Annotated in this window: 11 protein-coding genes, 1 tRNA gene and 2 pseudogenes; 5 read left to right on the forward strand and 9 right to left on the reverse strand. The window is 55.7% G+C overall.

The window, feature by feature from the left end; genetic code table 11:
- Positions 1–6: 6 nt before the first annotated feature.
- Positions 7–282, forward strand: a pseudogene (locus C7M51_RS22280) (hemolysin); the annotation flags it as partial.
- A 23-nt stretch (positions 283–305) separates the two neighbouring features.
- Here the strand turns inward: C7M51_RS22280 and C7M51_RS18125 are convergent.
- From C7M51_RS18125 to xylF, 6 genes and pseudogenes are all read right to left on the reverse strand, one after another.
- Positions 306–503: pseudogene (locus tag C7M51_RS18125) on the reverse strand (Arm DNA-binding domain-containing protein); the annotation flags it as partial.
- A 163-nt stretch (positions 504–666) separates the two neighbouring features.
- Positions 667–761, reverse strand: a tRNA-Sec gene (locus C7M51_RS18130).
- 173 nt (positions 762–934) lie between these two features.
- Entirely contained in the window at positions 935–2,110 is a 1,176-nt protein-coding gene (gene xylR, locus C7M51_RS18135; RefSeq protein WP_160622942.1) for a D-xylose utilization transcriptional activator XylR, read from the reverse strand.
- 91 nt (positions 2,111–2,201) lie between these two features.
- Positions 2,202–3,377, reverse strand: a complete 1,176-nt coding sequence (gene xylH / locus C7M51_RS18140) for a xylose ABC transporter permease XylH (RefSeq protein ID WP_160622943.1) — start codon at positions 3,375–3,377, stop codon at positions 2,202–2,204.
- On the reverse strand, positions 3,370–4,902 hold the full coding sequence (locus C7M51_RS18145; RefSeq protein ID WP_160622944.1) for a xylose ABC transporter ATP-binding protein: 1,533 nt from the start codon (positions 4,900–4,902) through the stop codon (positions 3,370–3,372). Before C7M51_RS18145 ends, xylH begins: the two co-directional genes overlap by 8 nt.
- Before the next feature lie 130 nt (positions 4,903–5,032).
- Positions 5,033–6,025: a D-xylose ABC transporter substrate-binding protein gene (gene xylF / locus C7M51_RS18150; protein WP_160623699.1), complete on the reverse strand. Its 993-nt coding sequence runs from the start codon at positions 6,023–6,025 to the stop codon at positions 5,033–5,035.
- 361 nt (positions 6,026–6,386) lie between these two features.
- Between xylF and xylA the strand changes: the two genes are divergently transcribed.
- Complete coding sequence (xylA, locus tag C7M51_RS18155; protein WP_160622945.1) at positions 6,387–7,709, forward strand: xylose isomerase; 1,323 nt, start codon at positions 6,387–6,389, stop codon at positions 7,707–7,709.
- Between the two features lie 18 nt (positions 7,710–7,727).
- On the forward strand, positions 7,728–9,194 hold the full coding sequence (gene xylB / locus C7M51_RS18160; RefSeq protein ID WP_160622946.1) for a xylulokinase: 1,467 nt from the start codon (positions 7,728–7,730) through the stop codon (positions 9,192–9,194).
- Between the two features lie 95 nt (positions 9,195–9,289).
- On the opposite strand, the gene C7M51_RS18165 is transcribed toward xylB, so the two are convergent.
- Positions 9,290–10,288 (reverse strand): acyltransferase, encoded by a 999-nt coding sequence (locus C7M51_RS18165; protein ID WP_160622947.1) that lies wholly within the window; start codon positions 10,286–10,288, stop codon positions 9,290–9,292.
- Positions 10,289–10,513: 225 nt separating this feature from the next.
- On the opposite strand from C7M51_RS18165, the gene glyQ reads away from it, so the two are divergent.
- Both glyQ and glyS read left to right on the forward strand, forming a co-directional pair.
- Positions 10,514–11,425 (forward strand): glycine--tRNA ligase subunit alpha, encoded by a 912-nt coding sequence (glyQ, locus tag C7M51_RS18170; protein ID WP_160622948.1) that lies wholly within the window; start codon positions 10,514–10,516, stop codon positions 11,423–11,425.
- Positions 11,426–11,434: 9 nt separating this feature from the next.
- Entirely contained in the window at positions 11,435–13,504 is a 2,070-nt protein-coding gene (gene glyS, locus C7M51_RS18175; protein ID WP_160622949.1) for a glycine--tRNA ligase subunit beta, read from the forward strand.
- Between the two features lie 78 nt (positions 13,505–13,582).
- Here the strand turns inward: glyS and selB are convergent, their stop codons facing one another.
- Both selB and selA read right to left on the reverse strand, forming a co-directional pair.
- A complete protein-coding gene (gene selB / locus C7M51_RS18180; RefSeq protein ID WP_160622950.1) occupies positions 13,583–15,448 on the reverse strand; it encodes a selenocysteine-specific translation elongation factor in 1,866 nt (621 codons plus the stop codon).
- Positions 15,445–16,824: an L-seryl-tRNA(Sec) selenium transferase gene (gene selA, locus C7M51_RS18185; RefSeq protein WP_160622951.1), complete on the reverse strand. Its 1,380-nt coding sequence runs from the start codon at positions 16,822–16,824 to the stop codon at positions 15,445–15,447. Before selA ends, selB begins: the two co-directional genes overlap by 4 nt.
- Positions 16,825–16,833: the final 9 nt, after the last annotated feature.

A 16,833-nucleotide genomic window follows, 5' to 3' on the forward strand; every position in this document is an offset into this window, starting at 1 on the left:
ATCGGACTGAGCCGTGATACGGAGAACGCGAATCAGGCGCTGGAGCAAATCTTCGACAGGGAGAAAGAGCAGCAGCGGCTGAAGGAAGCGCAGCTCATCGGTGAAATCGGCAGCCAGGCGGCAGATATCGCGCGAACGCAGGAGAACATCGCGGCGACGAAGGAAGCAAACGAAAGGCTGGCGTCAGCGACAGAGGCGGAGAGGGCGGCGGCGAAAGCGGAGTGGGAGAAAGCCCATCCGGACAGGATGGCGACGGCTGAAGATATCAGCGGCCAGCTGTATCCGGGTAAAAAAGTCGGTGAGCTATCACGCGCTTCAGCCAAGGAGACCTCTGGATATACACCAAAGGCCAGGCGTTTTTCTTTACCTGCGTAACGGTACTTCGAACGCCAGTAACATGAACCGCTGGTCGCTACCTCAAGGTAGAGGCCTCCACCATCAGGTAGCTTGTACGGCTTCTCTTTGGGCTTGGCTGTGTCGATTTGTCTGACTGTTAGCTTCATTGGGGGCATCTCAAAATGGGGCTATAAATCATGCCCCCCATTGTGCCCCCATAATGTACTTGGTCCTGGTAGACATAAGTTGACCTCAGGAGAACATAACTGATTGCCAGGGCAGGTAGTATAAGGGATTTACTGATTACAGTGGTTTTCAGTAGAAGCAAACTGGCGGAAGATCACAGGAGTCGAACCTGCCCAGGACCGCTGGCGGCCCCAACCGGATTTGAAGTCCGGCCGCCTCACCGGAGACGACGATCTTCCATCAGATGATGGCTGCGAGTATAACACCGGAGCCGCCAGGATACAGCTCTTCTCAACGGGTCGTAAGCAGCTTAATGACTGGTTAATTTTGCGTTTATGCAGTCATCCTTGTTCCTTTTATGTCTATGCTGTTATCCCGTTTATTGCTTATAAATGCTGATAATAATACCTGACTAGAATATCTCGCTGCTCTGTTGGCGATACTCTTTAGGTGTTGTGGCGTAGCTTTTCTTAAATACCGAATAGAAATACTGTAACGATGGATAACCACACATCTGCGAAATCTCGTTGATTGGCAGCGAAGAGGAAATTAATAGGGTGCGTGCCCGCTCCAGCTTTTCACTATGAATAATGGTATGAATAGTTTCCCCGGTTTCATCTTTAAAGCGTTTTTCCAGATTAGAGCGCGACATGCCAACAGCGTCCAGTACCTGCTCAACCTTAATACCTTTGCATGCGTTGCCGCGAATATAGTGCATTGCCTGAATCACCGCCGGATCGTGTAGTGAACGGTAGTCGGTAGAACGGCGGGCCACTACTTTAACCGGTGGTATCAAAATACGTTGTAGCGGCAGCGGTTGCCGCTCCAACAGACGATGCAGCAGCTTGGCCGCCTGATAACCCATCTGGTGAGTGCCCTGCGCGACTGATGACAGCGCAACGCGCGACAGATAGCGTGTCAGTTCTTCATTATCAATGCCGATCACGCACAGCTTTTCCGGCACCGGGATTTTTAAATGCTCGCATACCTGTAACAGGTGGCGGGCGCGGGCATCAGTTACTGCAATAATCCCAGTCTGCGGTGGCAACGTTTGTAGCCAGTCAGCGAGTCGATTTTGTGCATGTTGCCAGTGGGCAGGCGCCGTTTCCATTCCCTGATAAATAACGCCCTGGTAACGCTCTTTTGCTACCTGCTGACGAAAGGCATATTCTCGCTCCTGCGCCCAACGCTTGCCGCTGGAGGCGGGCAGGCCGTAAAAAGCGAAACGATTGATTCCCTTTCCTTTAAGGTGCAGAAAGGCGCTCTCTACCAGCGCGGCGTTATCGGTAGCAATATAGTGAACTGGCGGATAATCTTCAGGGCGATGGTAAGAACCGCCAACGCCCACGATGGGGACTTCCACGTTGCGTAACAGCGCCTCGATCGCCGTATCATCGTAATCGGCGATCACACCGTCACCCAAACATTCACGAATATTTTCAATACGGCAGCGAAAATCTTCCTCAATAAAAATATCCCAGTCGGTTTGCGATGCTTGTAAGTATTCGCCAACACCTTCTACTACCTGACGATCGTAGACTTTATTGGCGTTAAACAGCAGGCTGATACGGAAACGTTTTTCAAACATGATCACTCCCGTTTTTTATTCTGCATTCTGATTACCACAGCTAAACTGACAGCAGAAAAAAATTGGTGAGCCTTGTGATCTGCTTCGACGATTACACCCGCCGCCGGGTAGCGGAATCCATCCAGACCGCCAGTAGCAGAATGGCACCTTTAACGATGTACTGCCAGAACGTAGGCACGTCCATCATGCTCATGCCGTTATCCAGCGAAGCCATAATAAAAGCGCCCATCACCGCGCCCGCAACCGAGCCTATACCGCCGGCGAGACTGGTGCCGCCGATAACGCAGGCGGCAATAGCGTCCAGCTCAGCGATGTTTCCGGCGGAGGGCGAACCTGCGCCGAGACGAGAGCTGAGTATCAATCCGGCAATAGCAACCAGCAGGCCATTAATAGCAAAGACCGCCAGCTTGGTTCGCGCCACATTAATACCGGAAAGCCGGGCTGCATCTAAATTACCGCCAATGGCGTAGATACGGCGGCCAAAAGCAGTACGCGTTGCCATAAACATGCCCGCCAGCAGCAGCAGTACCAGAATCAGTACCGGCGTCGGCACGCCGCGATAGTCGTTCAACAGCCAGATAGCGCCCAGCACCAGTAGTGCGGTAATAGCCTGACGCGTCACCGCACTGCGTCCGGTTGGCTGTGGCAGATCCATTTCCTGACGGCGCATCCGCAACCGCCACTGCCAGGCGATAAACAGGCCAAGGCCGATCACACCAAAGCCGAAGCCAATTCCATCTGAAAGATAGCTTTGCCCAATCTGCGACATTGCCGGACTGGTAGGGGCAACGGTGGTGCCGTTGGTGATGCCTACCAGCACGCCGCGAAAGGCAAGCATCCCCGCCAGCGTGACAATAAAAGAGGGCACTTTACGGTAGGCTACCCACCAACCATTCCAAGCTCCCAGTAGCAGACCAAGTGCCAGCGTAACCACAATAGTCAACGGCAGCGGCCAGCCCAGCCAGACGTCAAAAATAGCCGCCGCGCCACCCAGTAGCCCCATCATTGATCCTACTGAGAGATCGATCTCGGCGGCGATAATTACGAAAACCATTCCCACTGCCAGAATGCCGGTGATGGCCGTCTGACGTAGCAGGTTGGAGACGTTGCGTGCGCTGAGGTAAGCACCCTCGGTCATCCAGGTAAAAAACAGCACAATCAATACGATGGCGGCCAGCATAACCAGCACCTGTAGGTTAAGCAGGCGTAGCTTGCCCGGCGCACCGCCTCCGCTGGCGGGTAGCATTGCGGTATTGGTTTTAAGCATAATGTTCACTCCGCAGCGCCGCTTCCATAACCTGTTCCTGCGTCAGGTTATGGTTCGGCAGATCAGCTTTGATTTGGCCTTCGTGCATCACTAACACGCGATCGCTTAGCCCTAATACTTCCGGTAGCTCAGAAGAGATCACGATAATGGCGATACCCTGTTGCACCAGTTGATGAATCAACTTGTAGATTTCTACGCGGGCACCGATATCGATGCCACGCGTCGGTTCGTCCAGAATCAGCACCTGTGGGTTAAGCAGCAGACATTTAGCAATGACCGCCTTTTGCTGATTACCGCCGCTGAGACGGCCTACCGCTAACTCCGGCGATGCGGTTTTAATTCGCAGCTGTTGAATGGCACCGTTAATGGCGATCTGTTCACGTGCGTCATCCAGCGTTGAGAGCGGGCCGCTAAACTGGCTGAGCGCTGCCAGGGTAATATTTTTCCCCACGCCCAGCAGCGGAACGATACCGTCCTTTTTGCGATCTTCCGGCACCATGGCGATACCGTGGCGAATCGCCTGCTGACAGCTCCAGCGGCGCGGTTCAACCCGGTGGCCCTGTATCACGACATCACCTTCCCAGCGTCCCGGCCACAGACCGGTAAGACACTGCACGGTTTCGGTACGTCCTGCGCCTACCAGTCCTGCAATGCCGAGAATCTCGCCGCGCCGCAGCGTGAAAGAGACGTTATTTACCCGGCGCAGATGGCGGTTTACCGGATGCCAGGCGGTCAGATTCGTCACGCTCAGTATCTCCTCACCCTGTACGTGCGGCTCGCGTGGATAGAGCGCGGTCAACTCACGTCCGACCATCATGTTGATGATGTCATCTTCGCTCAGGCCCGCAGCTGGGCAGGTAGCGATATGCTGACCGTCGCGAATCACGCAAATGGTATCGGAGATTGCTTTAACCTCGTTCAATTTGTGGGAGATATATACGCAGGCGATGCCGTGATCGCGCAGATCGTTGACGATGTCCAGCAGCACGCCGGTTTCCTGTTCGGTAAGGGAGGAGGTAGGTTCATCCAGAATCAACAGCCGCACCTGTTTATTCAATGCCCTGGCAATTTCCACCAGCTGCTGCTGGCCGATCCCCAGTTCGCCGACGCGTGTCCAGGGAGAAATGTCCAGCTTGACCTGTTTGAGCAGACGCTGACAGCGCAGCGCCATCGTTTCGTCATCCACTACGCCGCCACGGGTAATCTCGCTGCCAAGAAAGATATTTTCCAGCACCGTTAGCTGCCGCACCAGTGCCAGCTCCTGATGGATAATTACGATGCCTTTGCGCTCCGTATCGCGGATGGTCGCCGCGCGTAGTGGTTCGCCAGCGAACAGGATTTCACCTTCATAATCGCCGCTGGGATAAAGGCCGCACAACACCTTCATCAGCGTCGATTTACCGGAGCCGTTTTCACCGCACAGCGATAAGATTTCACCCGCTTCCAGGCGCAGTGAAATATTATCGACCGCCTTTACGTTGCCGAAGCGCTTGGTAATATTTTTCATTTCCAGTAGCGTCGTCATGACTTACTCCATCTGTTCACTGGCCGAAAAAGAGCAACGGGAAGCAAACGCCGCAGCCCTGACAATCAGAGCCTCGCTCAGCGGGCAGTGAAAATCTCGTTTGCGGCCCGGCGCTTAAGAAAACTGAAATTCAGAGATCGCTTTTTTTATGAAAGCCATCGGCAACCACGGTGCTGTCAATATTGCTCTTATCAACCGGAATCGGCGTCAACAGCCAGGCTGGCACCTCTTTTTTACCGTTATTGAGTGTGGTGTTAGATTTCGGCTGCTTGCCCTCGCCGAGTTCAACGGCGATTCTGGCTGCTGCATCCGCCAGCTTGCTGATCGGCTTATAGACCGTCATAGTTTGCGTGCCGTTTTCGATACGTTTGATCGCCGCCAGATCGGCATCCTGACCGGAGATGGCGACCTTGCCGGCTAACCCCTGAGCAGAAAGTGCCTGAATCGCGCCGCCAGCGGTGGCATCATTCGAGGCGACGACCGCATCAATATGGTTATTATTAGCGGTCAGGGCGTTTTCCATTATTTTCAGTGCGTTTTCCGGTAACCAGGCATCCACCCACTGATCGCCCACTACCTTAATTTTTCCCTGATCGATTAACGGTTTAAGCACCTTCATCTGGCCAGCGCGGAATAACCGGGCATTATTATCCACCGGTGAACCACCCATCAAAAAATAATTTCCCTTCGGCACCTGCTTCACCATACTTTCAGCCTGAAGCTCACCGACTTTTTCATTATCAAAAGAGATATAAAAATCGATATCAGCATTATTTATCATGCGATCGTAGGCCAGTACTTTAATGCCTTCCTGCTTCGCCTCGGCAATCACGTTGCTTAATACCTGGCCGTTGTAGGGAATAATAACCAGTACGTCTACGCCGCGATTGATCATATTTTCAATCTGCGACATCTGCGTTTCTTCATTACCGTTGGCAGACTGAACAAACACGCTGGCACCCAGTGCTTCGGCTTTTTTCACGAAAATATCGCGATCTTTTTGCCAGCGTTCAAGGCGCAGGTCATCAATCGCCATGCCGATTTTTACCTCTTTTGCCTGCCCGGTTTGGCTAAACAGGGCCAGCGCAGCGAAGAGAGCCAGTAACGTAGGTTTCATTTTCATCATCATTACCCTGTAGGTTGAGGTCATTTTTATTAAGGCGATCCTGAATGGGCTGATGAATTCTTAACCTGATAGCCAGGTTTATCAATTACAGATTTTTATCCAGGGGTTACGTTTTTTGGTTTATTTCTGATTTTATGATGGCGGTCTATTTTTTTATGAGTCGCGAATTTTTCTGTCATGTTTTTTGCGTGTCATAACGAGAATTGGATGATTGATTAGGTTAATTTGCGAGGTATCGCACAGATATTAATTATCTTAATTGCGGTGTGAAATAACGTAATTGAGTATTGCTGAGGTGACGATCAGAATAACGCTATCTTCGCTGACCATTTCCGGTCACTTGTTAAGGAGTAAAACGATGCAGGCTTATTTTGATCAGATTGAACGCATTAGCTATCAGGGGCCAGACAGCAGCGATCCGCTGGCGTTTCGCCACTATAATCCTGATGAAATCCTGCTGGGCAAACGTATGGCGGATCATCTGCGCTTTGCCGCCTGTTACTGGCACACCTTCTGCTGGACCGGCGTGGATATGTTTGGTGTCAGCGCGTTTGACCGGCCATGGCAAAAAGCGGGCGATGCGCTGGAGATGGCGAAGCGTAAAGCAGATGTTGCTTTTGAATTCTTCTACAAGCTGAACGTGCCTTTTTACTGTTTCCACGATGTGGATGTCGCGCCGGAAGGGGGATCGCTGCAAAGCTATCAGCATAATCTGGCACTGATGACTGAAGTGTTGCATGAAAAACAGCAGCAGACTGGCGTAAAACTGCTGTGGGGCACCGCCAACTGCTTTACCCATCCGCGCTACGGCGCCGGGGCAGCAACCAACCCCGATCCGGAAGTCTTTGCCTGGGCGGCGAGCCAGGTTTGCAGCGCCATGCAGGCCACGCATCAGCTCGGCGGCGAAAACTACGTCCTGTGGGGCGGGCGTGAAGGTTATGAAACGTTGTTAAATACCGATCTGCGTCAGGAACGCGCGCAGCTGGGGCGCTTTATGCAGATGGTGGTGGAGCATAAGCATAAAACCGGCTTCCAGGGCACGTTGCTGATTGAGCCTAAGCCGCAGGAGCCGACTAAACATCAGTATGATTATGATGTTGCTACGGTTTACGGTTTCCTGCATCAGTATGGCCTTGAAAAAGAGGTGAAAGTTAACGTTGAGGCGAACCACGCTACGCTGGCTGGTCACAGCTTTCATCATGAAATTGCGATGGCGATTGCGCTGGGCATTTTTGGCTCGGTGGACGCTAACCGTGGCGATCCGCAGCTGGGCTGGGATACCGATCAGTTCCCAAACAGCGTAGAAGAGAACGCGTTGGTTATGTATGAAATCATTAAGGCGGGCGGGTTTACCACCGGCGGGCTCAATTTTGATGCCAAAGTACGACGCCAGAGCACCGATAAATACGATCTCTTTTACGGGCACATCGGTGCGATGGATACCATGGCGCTGGCGCTGAAGCTGGCGGTACGCATGATTGAAGCGGGCGAGCTGGATCGGCGTGTTGCGCAGCGTTACAGCGGCTGGAACGGCGAGCTGGGGCAGCAAATTTTGCAAGGGGAGGTGTCGCTGGCGGCGCTGGCTTCCCATGCTGCTGCGCAGCAATTTAATCCCCAGCATCAGAGCGGGCGTCAGGAACAGCTGGAGAACCTGGTTAACGGCTGGCTATATCGCGTATAAAACAATGGGAGCCGGAACATGGTTATCGGCATTGATTTAGGGACCTCTGGCGTCAAGGTGGTGTTGCTGAACGCGGCGGGCGAGATTATCGCCAGCCAGACAGAAAAGCTTGCGGTCTCCCGTCCACAGCCGCTGTGGAGTGAGCAGAACGCGTCTGACTGGTGGCAGGCCGCAGACAGGGCGTTACAGGCGCTGCGTCAGCAGCACGATCTGCATCATGTCAGGGCCATTGGGCTGAGCGGACAAATGCATGGTGCCACGCTGCTGGATGCGCAGCATCAGCCGCTGCGTCCGGCTATATTATGGAACGATGGTCGTAGCCTGGAGCAGTGTCGCCAGCTGGAAGAAAGGGTGCCGCAGTCGCGGCAGATTACCGGCAACCTGATGATGCCGGGATTCACCGCGCCGAAGCTGCTGTGGGTCAGGCAGCATGAGCCAGAGATTTTCTCACGCATCGCGAAGGTGTTGCTGCCGAAAGATTACCTACGCTGGCGCATGACCGGCACCTTTGCCAGCGACATGTCTGATGCCGCAGGCACTATGTGGCTTGATGTTGCTAATCGTCGCTGGAGCGATCCACTGCTCAGCGCCTGTGGTCTGACGCAGGCGCAAATGCCGCAGCTGTTTGAGGGCAATCAGATTACGGGCTATCTGCTGCCGGAGCTGGCGCAGCGCTGGGGCATGACGAGCGTGCCGGTCATTGCTGGTGGCGGCGATAATGCTGCGGGTGCGGTGGGCACAGGAATGATTAACGCCGGGCAGGCAATGTTGTCGCTTGGAACGTCCGGCGTCTATTTCGTCGTAAGTGATGGCTTCCTGGCTAATCCAGAAAGCGCGGTGCACAGCTTCTGCCATGCGTTGCCGCATCGCTGGCATCTGATGTCGGTAATGCTTAGCGCCGCAGCCTGCCTGGACTGGGCGGCAGCGCTGACCGGCTGCGCCGATGTGCCGATGCTGCTGGCGGAGGCGGAACAGGCGCGGCCTGATGTTCCACCACTGTTCTTTCTTCCTTATCTTTCTGGCGAGCGTACACCGTACAATAACCCGCAGGCGAAGGGCACCTTCTTTGGCCTGACTTATCAGCATAGTCGGCCTGAGTTGGCATTAGCGGTGCTGGAAGGGGTTGGTTATGCGTTGGCGCAAGGGATAGATGCGGTACACGCCTGCGGCATCAAGCCCACCAGTGTAATGCTGATCGGTGGCGGCGCACGCAGCCCTTTCTGGCGGCAGATGCTGGCGGATATCAGCGGACAGACGTTGGATTACTGTCGCGGCGGCGACGTTGGTCCGGCGCTGGGCGCGGCGCGGCTGGCACGGCTGGCGCTGTACCCGGATACGCCTCCTGAAACGCTATTGCCGGGTTTACCACTGGAACAGCGGCATCAGCCGGATCTGCAACGTCACCGCCGCTATCAGCCGCGGCGCGAGCTGTTCGCCAGGCTTTATCAACAGCTGGCACCGCTAATGAATACCTCATCGCTGTAACGCCTCGTCAGATGAATTAATTAGCTATGCTGACGAGGCGGTTGATAAAGCGAACAATGCCAGTTCGACGGAGTCATTGATTGCACGGTAGCCATTTAACTGACCAGTCGATGCCGATCGAGGCGGCGCAGGCCCAGCGCCAGTAGCAGGCTACCCGCTAAAGTCAGGCTAAAAATCAGCGCGATATCCAGCAGCGGCCACTGGGTGTGATCGAGATGGTGGGTGCGCATAAAGTGGATAAACAGCGCGTGAAAACCGTAAATTGGTAGCGAGTTGCGTGAAATCAGCGCCAGTCCTGGCAGAGGGCGCTGGTTCAGGCAGTTTTTAAACCAGACGAACAGGCTTAGCGCGCCAATAAACACCAGCGGTCCGCAGTAGAGATACCACAGATCGGAAAAGGCACCGTTAATATGCAGCTCCTGTTTGGTGCCAAGCGAAATCCCCGCTACGCAGGCAATAAACAACAGCGCCGCCAGCCAGCTGATGCCACGCTTGTCGGTCTGCATAGTGCCGATAGCACGGCCCAGCAGAGCGTAGAGCAGGTAATAGATACTTTCGCCGCTAATCATCAGGTTAATCGGCAGCCAGTGAAATCGCCCCGCCGACTGATCGACAGTATTGGGATTAGCCAGCACCGCAACGACCAGTACCAGAATAGCCACGTAGCGCGCCGTTGCTGACTTAACCTGAATCAGCGGTGAAAACAGATAAACCGTGATGATAGCGAAGAAAAACCACAGGTGATAAAACACCGGTTTTTGTAGCAAATAAAGCAGCGACAGTTTCTGGCTGATCGGCGTCAGCCAGGTGATGTAAAGCAGCGCTACGCCGCTGTAAAACAGGAGGCAGAGCACGATACGCAGAAAATGACGCGGTTGCGCACTGCGTTCGCCAAAAAACAGGTAGCCGGAGATCATAAAAAACAGCGGTACACAGACGCGTGAAGTGGAGTTAAGCAGGTTTGCCATATCCCAGGCCGATTCCGCGATCCGATCGCTGTTGGTGATATACCAGGTGGTGGTATGAATCATAATCACCATCAGGCAGGCAACGGCGCGTAAATTATCTATCCAGCCAATTTTTTGCGCAGACATTTTTTCCTCATATCGCTGGCACTTACGTTTATGAGGGTAGCCAGGCGGTTGCGCTTCAACAACCTCAGGTTGCCAGCAAATGAATTTATTGGCTTCAGGCCAGGTGACTTCAACCCTGGCAAAACAAAGCGCGCGTTGGAGCGCGATCTCGGGCTGCATAACCGCCGGTCAAAGGGTATACTGACCCACACTTTTTAATCCACCCGTATCGCGTGCGAATTCAACATGCAAAAGTTTGATACTAAGACCTTTCAGGGCCTGATCCTGACCTTGCAGGATTACTGGGCGCGTCAGGGCTGCACCATCGTTCAACCGCTGGACATGGAAGTAGGCGCTGGCACTTCTCACCCGATGACCTGCCTGCGGGCGCTTGGCCCGGAGCCAATCGCCGCTGCTTACGTGCAGCCTTCACGTCGTCCTACCGACGGACGCTACGGGGAAAACCCGAACCGCTTACAGCACTATTACCAGTTTCAGACCATTATTAAGCCGTCGCCGGATAATATTCAGGAGCTTTACCTTGGTTCGCTGAAAGAGCTGGGTATCGATCCTGGCGTACACGATATCCGCTTTGTGGAAGATAACTGGGAAAACCCGACGCTGGGTGCCTGGGGGCTCGGCTGGGAAGTCTGGCTGAACGGTATGGAAGTCACGCAGTTTACCTACTTCCAGCAGGTAGGCGGCCTGGAATGCAAACCGGTTACTGGCGAGATCACTTACGGCCTGGAGCGCCTGGCGATGTATATCCAGGGCGTTGACAGCGTGTACGATTTGGTCTGGAGCGATGGTCCGCTGGGTAAAACGACCTATGGTGACGTTTTTCACCAGAACGAAGTTGAGCAGTCTACCTATAACTTCGAATATGCCGACGTTGATTTCCTTTTCACCTGCTTTGAGCAGTATGAAAAAGAAGCGCAGAAGCTGCTGGCACTGGAAAAACCGCTGCCGCTGCCAGCTTACGAGCGCATTCTGAAAGCGGCGCACAGCTTTAACCTGCTGGACGCACGCAAGGCGATCTCCGTAACCGAGCGCCAGCGCTATATCCTGCGTATTCGCACCCTGACCAAAGCCGTGGCGGAAGCTTACTACGCCTCTCGCGAGGCGCTGGGCTTCCCGATGTGCAATAACAACAAATAAGAGGCAGCCATGACTGATAAAACTTTTCTGGTGGAAATCGGCACCGAAGAGCTGCCGCCAAAAGCATTACGTAACCTGGCGGAATCTTTCGCTGCTCAGGTTACCGCTGAACTGGACAACGCCGGCCTTGCGCATGGCGAGGTCAAGTGGTACGCCGCACCACGTCGCCTGGCGCTGAAAGTCGCCAGTCTGAGCGCGGCGCAGCCGGATCGTGAAATTGAGAAACGCGGTCCGGCGATTGCCGCTGCCTTTGACGCCAGTGGCGCGCCGACCAAAGCCGCTGAAGGCTGGGCGCGCGGCTGCGGAATTACTGTCGATCAGGCGGAACGTCTGAAAACCGACAAGGGCGAATGGCTGATGTACCGTGCTCAGGTGCAGGGTGAAAGCGCGCAGAAGCTGTTGCCAGGCATGATCGCGACGGCCCTTAGCAAGCTGCCAGTACCGAAACTGATGCGTTGGGGTAACAGCGACGTGCAGTTTGTGCGTCCGGTACATACCGTGACGCTGCTGCTGGGCGATGAGCTGATCCCAGCGACTATTCTGGGCATTGAATCGGGGCGTACCCTGCGTGGTCATCGCTTTATGGGCGAGCCGGAATTCACTATCGATCACGCCGACCAGTATCCAGAAATTCTGGAAACGCGCGGTAACGTGATGGCGGATTACGAAGCGCGTAAAGCCAAAATCAAGGCCGATGCTGAAGCGGCGGCGCGTCAGATTGGCGGCAATGCCGATCTCAGCGACAGCCTGCTGGAAGAAGTCGCCTCGCTGGTGGAGTGGCCGGTGGTACTGACGGCCACCTTTGAGGAAAAATTCCTCGCGGTGCCTGCCGAAGCGCTGGTTTACACCATGAAAGGTGACCAGAAATATTTTCCGGTTTACGGCAATGATGGTCAGCTGCTGCCGCACTTTATCTTTGTTGCCAATATTGAATCCCGCGATCCGCAGCAGATTATTGCCGGCAATGAAAAGGTCGTTCGCCCGCGTCTCGCCGATGCCGAATTCTTCTTCAATACCGACCGCAAAAAACGTCTGGAAGATAACCTGCCGCGTCTGGAAACCGTGCTGTTCCAGCAGCAGCTGGGCACGCTGCGTGATAAAACCGATCGCATCCAGGCGCTGGCGGGCTGGATTGCCGCTCAAATCGGCGCAGATGTGAACATGGCAACCCGTGCGGGCCTGCTCTCTAAATGCGACCTGATGACCAATATGGTGTTTGAGTTTACCGACACCCAGGGCGTAATGGGGATGCACTACGCCCGCCATGACGGTGAAGCGGAAGAGGTGGCGGTAGCGCTGAATGAGCAGTATCAGCCGCGCTTTGCCGGTGACGATCTGCCGTCCAGCCCGGTTGCCTGCGCGCTGGCAATTGCCGATAAAATGGATACCCTGGCGGGCATCTTCGGTATCGGTCAGCATCCGAAAGGGGATAAAGACCCGTTCGCGCTGCGTCGTGCCGCGCTGGGCGTGCTGCGTATCATCGTTGAGAAGCAGCTGCCTCTCGATCTGCAAACCCTGACTGAAGAAGCGGTACGTCTCTACGGCAGCAAGCTGACCAACGAGAAAGTGGTGGATGAGGTTATCGACTTTATGCTGGGGCGTTTCCGCGCCTGGTATCAGGAAGAAGGCCACAGCGTTGACACCATTCAGGCGGTACTGGCGCGTCGTCCGACCCGTCCGGCAGATTTTGATGCGCGCATGAAGGCGGTTTCGCACTTCCGTACGCTGGATGAAGCTGCTGCGCTGGCCGCCGCCAACAAACGTGTTTCTAACATTCTGGCAAAAGCGACCGAGCCGCTGAACGATCGCGTGCAGGCAGCGTTGCTGAAAGAGAATGAAGAGATCAAGCTGGCTACCTTCGTTACCGCGCTGGAAAGTAAATTACAGCCGTGGTTTGCCGAAGGGCGCTATCAGGATGCGCTGATTGAACTGGCGCAGCTGCGTGAAACGGTAGATAACTTCTTCGATAAGGTAATGGTAAATGCCGATGATCGGGAAGTGCGTATTAACCGCCTGACGCTGCTGGCAAAACTGCGCGATCTGTTCCTGCAGGTAGCGGATATTTCGTTACTGCAATAATTTCTGAGGCGGGCATGACGTCTGCCATACAGTCTCGACGGCACCGAACTATCCAGATGGTTCGGTGCCGTTTTTTCGTCACGATTTCTCCTGCTCTGCCTGCGGGCCGTTAAACAGCGCCTCATCGCGCAGAATATGTTCGTTACCGCGTCGGCGGGTAAAGCCGCTGCGGTCAAAGAATTCCAGTAGCTGAATCGCGATTTTACGACCGGTACCAAGCTGGTTACGAAAATCGGCGGCGCTGGCAGCCCCGTTAGCGGCGGCCTGTTGGCGAACCAGATCGGCAAAGATCCGCATCCTGTCGCTGCGATAGTAGCGATCGCGCACGATCGCCGTAACGTGTCCAAGCTGCGCGGCGGTCAACAGCAGCCGGCGAATGGTTTCTTCTTCCTCGCCCAACTGTTGGGCGATATCGCGCACCCAGAGCGGATCGTCGGCAAACAGCGGTGCCACGCGCTGCCAGAGTTCCGCTTCCTCTGCATTAAACGTTGGTTTAAACGCAGGCAAATGCAGCCAGCCCTGGTGATTTACCAGCGCGCCGCGTGCAATCAGCGTTTCAATAAGGGCGCAGGCAATTTCCTGCGCAACATCCGGTAACGCCATCCGGCGTAGCCGATCGCGCCCGACACCTGGCTGATCGCTGTGCTGCTGATGAAAATGCGCCAGCGCGACCAGCAGCATCTCCTGCCATCGCTGCGCCATGTCGGTACCAAGTAGCCAGCCGCCAGCTTCTACCGGCTGTAACGTAGCCATTAGCTGTTGCAGCGCCTGCGGTTGCAGCTGGCGTACCCAGCCGAGCGTAGCAGGCAGGCAGGGCTGTTGTTGCAGATAGCAGCGTATCGCTTCACTGTCATCGCTGGCGTTAGCCAGCTGATGCAGCCAGCTTAAATAGCGTGGCTGACGCTTGCCGCGTCGTTTGCTGTCCAGCAGTACCACGCGTGCCGCCGCCAGCGTTTGTCGGGCGCTGATATCGCGTAAAATGAGCCGATCGTTATCCGCCAGCCAGAGCGGGGCATCCAATACCAGTTCCGCCAGATTGCCTTCCAGCAGCGAAACGCGCCCGGTTATATGGCTGGCTGCATGATAGATATGTACCGGTTGCCATTGCTCCAGCGGCTGTAGCGCCTCAAGCGCCACAATCAAACGATGGCTGCCTTCCGGACGCTCGGTTTCGAGCAGCCAGTCGCCGCGGCTGATTTGATCTTTTTCCACTTCGCCGCTGATATTCAAAGCGATGCGCCGGCCGCCGTATGCCTGTTCCGTAGGCTGATTCTGTGCGTGCAGGCTGCGTACCCGCACCGGCTGGTTAACGCCGGTCAGCCATAGCCGATCGCCGATACGCACCTGACCCGCCAGTGCCGTGCCGGTGACAACCAGCCCCGCGCCCTTAATAGTAAAAGCGCGATCGATCGCCAGACGAAACGGACGTGCCTGCGCCGTCTGGGTAGCAGGCAGGGTGCTGAGATGTTGACGCAGCGCGTTCAGCCCGTCGCCGGTCAGTACGCTGGTGGGAAACCGGGCGCACTGCGCCCAGCCCAGCTGCTGCGTTAAGGCGGCGACCTGATGGGCAACCTCGTTGATACGCGCCGTTGTCACGCGGTCGCTTTTGGTCAGCGCGACGGTAAGCGGCGGCTGTCCGGCCAGCTTCAGCAGCGTCAGGTGCTCGCGGGTCTGCGGCATAACGCCATCATCGCAGGCGACAACCAGCAGTGCATGACCGATGCCGCCAATACCGCTCAACATATTGGCGAGAAATTTTTCATGACCGGGCACGTCGATAAAGCCCAGGACGCGACCGTCCGGCTGCGGCCAGTAGGCGTAACCCAGATCGATCGTCATACCGCGCTTTTTCTCCTCCGGCAGACGATCGGCATCGATGCCGGTTAACGCCTGTAGCAGGGCGGTTTTGCCATGATCGACATGGCCTGCGGTGGCGATAATCATGAGGTTAGCGTCCGTAAAAACAGTGATTCATCTTCAAGACAGCGCAGGTCGAGCCACAGTCGGCCCTCCTGTAAACGCCCAATGACCGGAATAGAGAGCTTACGCCAGCGCTGCGCCAGCGCTTCCAGGCTGCTGCCGCGCCCGTCTTTAGGTGCAAAGGTAATGGCATAGCCTGGCAGCCGATCTACCGGCAACGAACCGCTGCCAATCTGAGAAAAACAGGGCGCTATCGCCAGATGGTAAACATCACCCCATCGCGCCTGTAGCGGTGGCAGTAGCCGTTCCGCCTGCTGTTGCAGGGATTCCTGGGTACGCGTCAGCAGGCGCAGCGTTGGCAGACTTTCATGCAGTTGCTCCGGCTGGCGGTACAGGCGCAGCGTGGCCTCCAGCGCCGCCAGCGTCAGCTTATCCACCCGCAGCGCGCGTTTTAACGGATGCTGTTGTAGCCGGGCAATCAGATCTTTTTTGCCGACGATAATGCCCGCCTGCGGCCCGCCCAGCAGTTTATCGCCGGAAAAACTCACCAGGCTGACGCCGCTGGCGATCAGTTGCTGTGGCATCGGCTCGGCGGGTAGCCCATAGCGGCTGAGATCGATGAGCGAACCGCTACCGAGATCGGTAATAACCGGCAGGCCCAGCTCATCGCCCAGCGTGACCAGCTCAGCCTCGTCAACCGCTTTGGTAAAGCCCTGGATTTGGTAGTTACTGGTATGGACTTTCATCAGCAGTGCGGTCTGTTCATTTACCGCGCTGCGGTAATCTTTCAGGTGAGTGCGGTTAGTGGCACCAACTTCATGCAGCAGGCAGCCCGCCTGACGCATTACGTCAGGCATACGAAATGCGCCGCCGATCTCCACCAGCTCGCCGCGCGAAACGATCACCTCTTTGCCGGGTGCCAGCGCAGACAGCATCAACAGCACCGCCGCCGCATTGTTGTTGACGATGCAGGCATCTTCCGCGCCGGTGAGCTCGCACAGCAGATCCGCCAGCGCCCGATCGCGATGACCGCGTTCCGCCTCATCCAGCGCATATTCCAGCGTGACCGCATGGCGCGCAGTCTGGCTGACCGCTTCTATTGCCTGCTCAGCCAGCCGTGCCCGGCCCAGATTGGTATGCAGCACGGTGCCGGTCAGGTTAAACACCGGACGCAGCGCGCTGCGGCTGCGCTGTGCCAGCCGTGACGCAGCCTCCTGCGCCCAGTTGCTATGCCAGTGAGGAAGCTGTTGCTGTTGTCGGATGGTGTCGCGCGCCTGTTGTTGCATGGCGCGCAGGATTTGGGTCAGAAAAGACGCGCCATATTGCGCGCTAAGCGCCTGTAGCGCAGGCTCGCGTAACAGGCGATCGATAGCCGGAAGCTGATTGTAAAGTGTGCTCATAGCATCCTT

Source organism: Mixta intestinalis (assembly GCF_009914055.1).
Classification (GTDB): Bacteria; Pseudomonadota; Gammaproteobacteria; order Enterobacterales; family Enterobacteriaceae; genus Mixta; species Mixta intestinalis.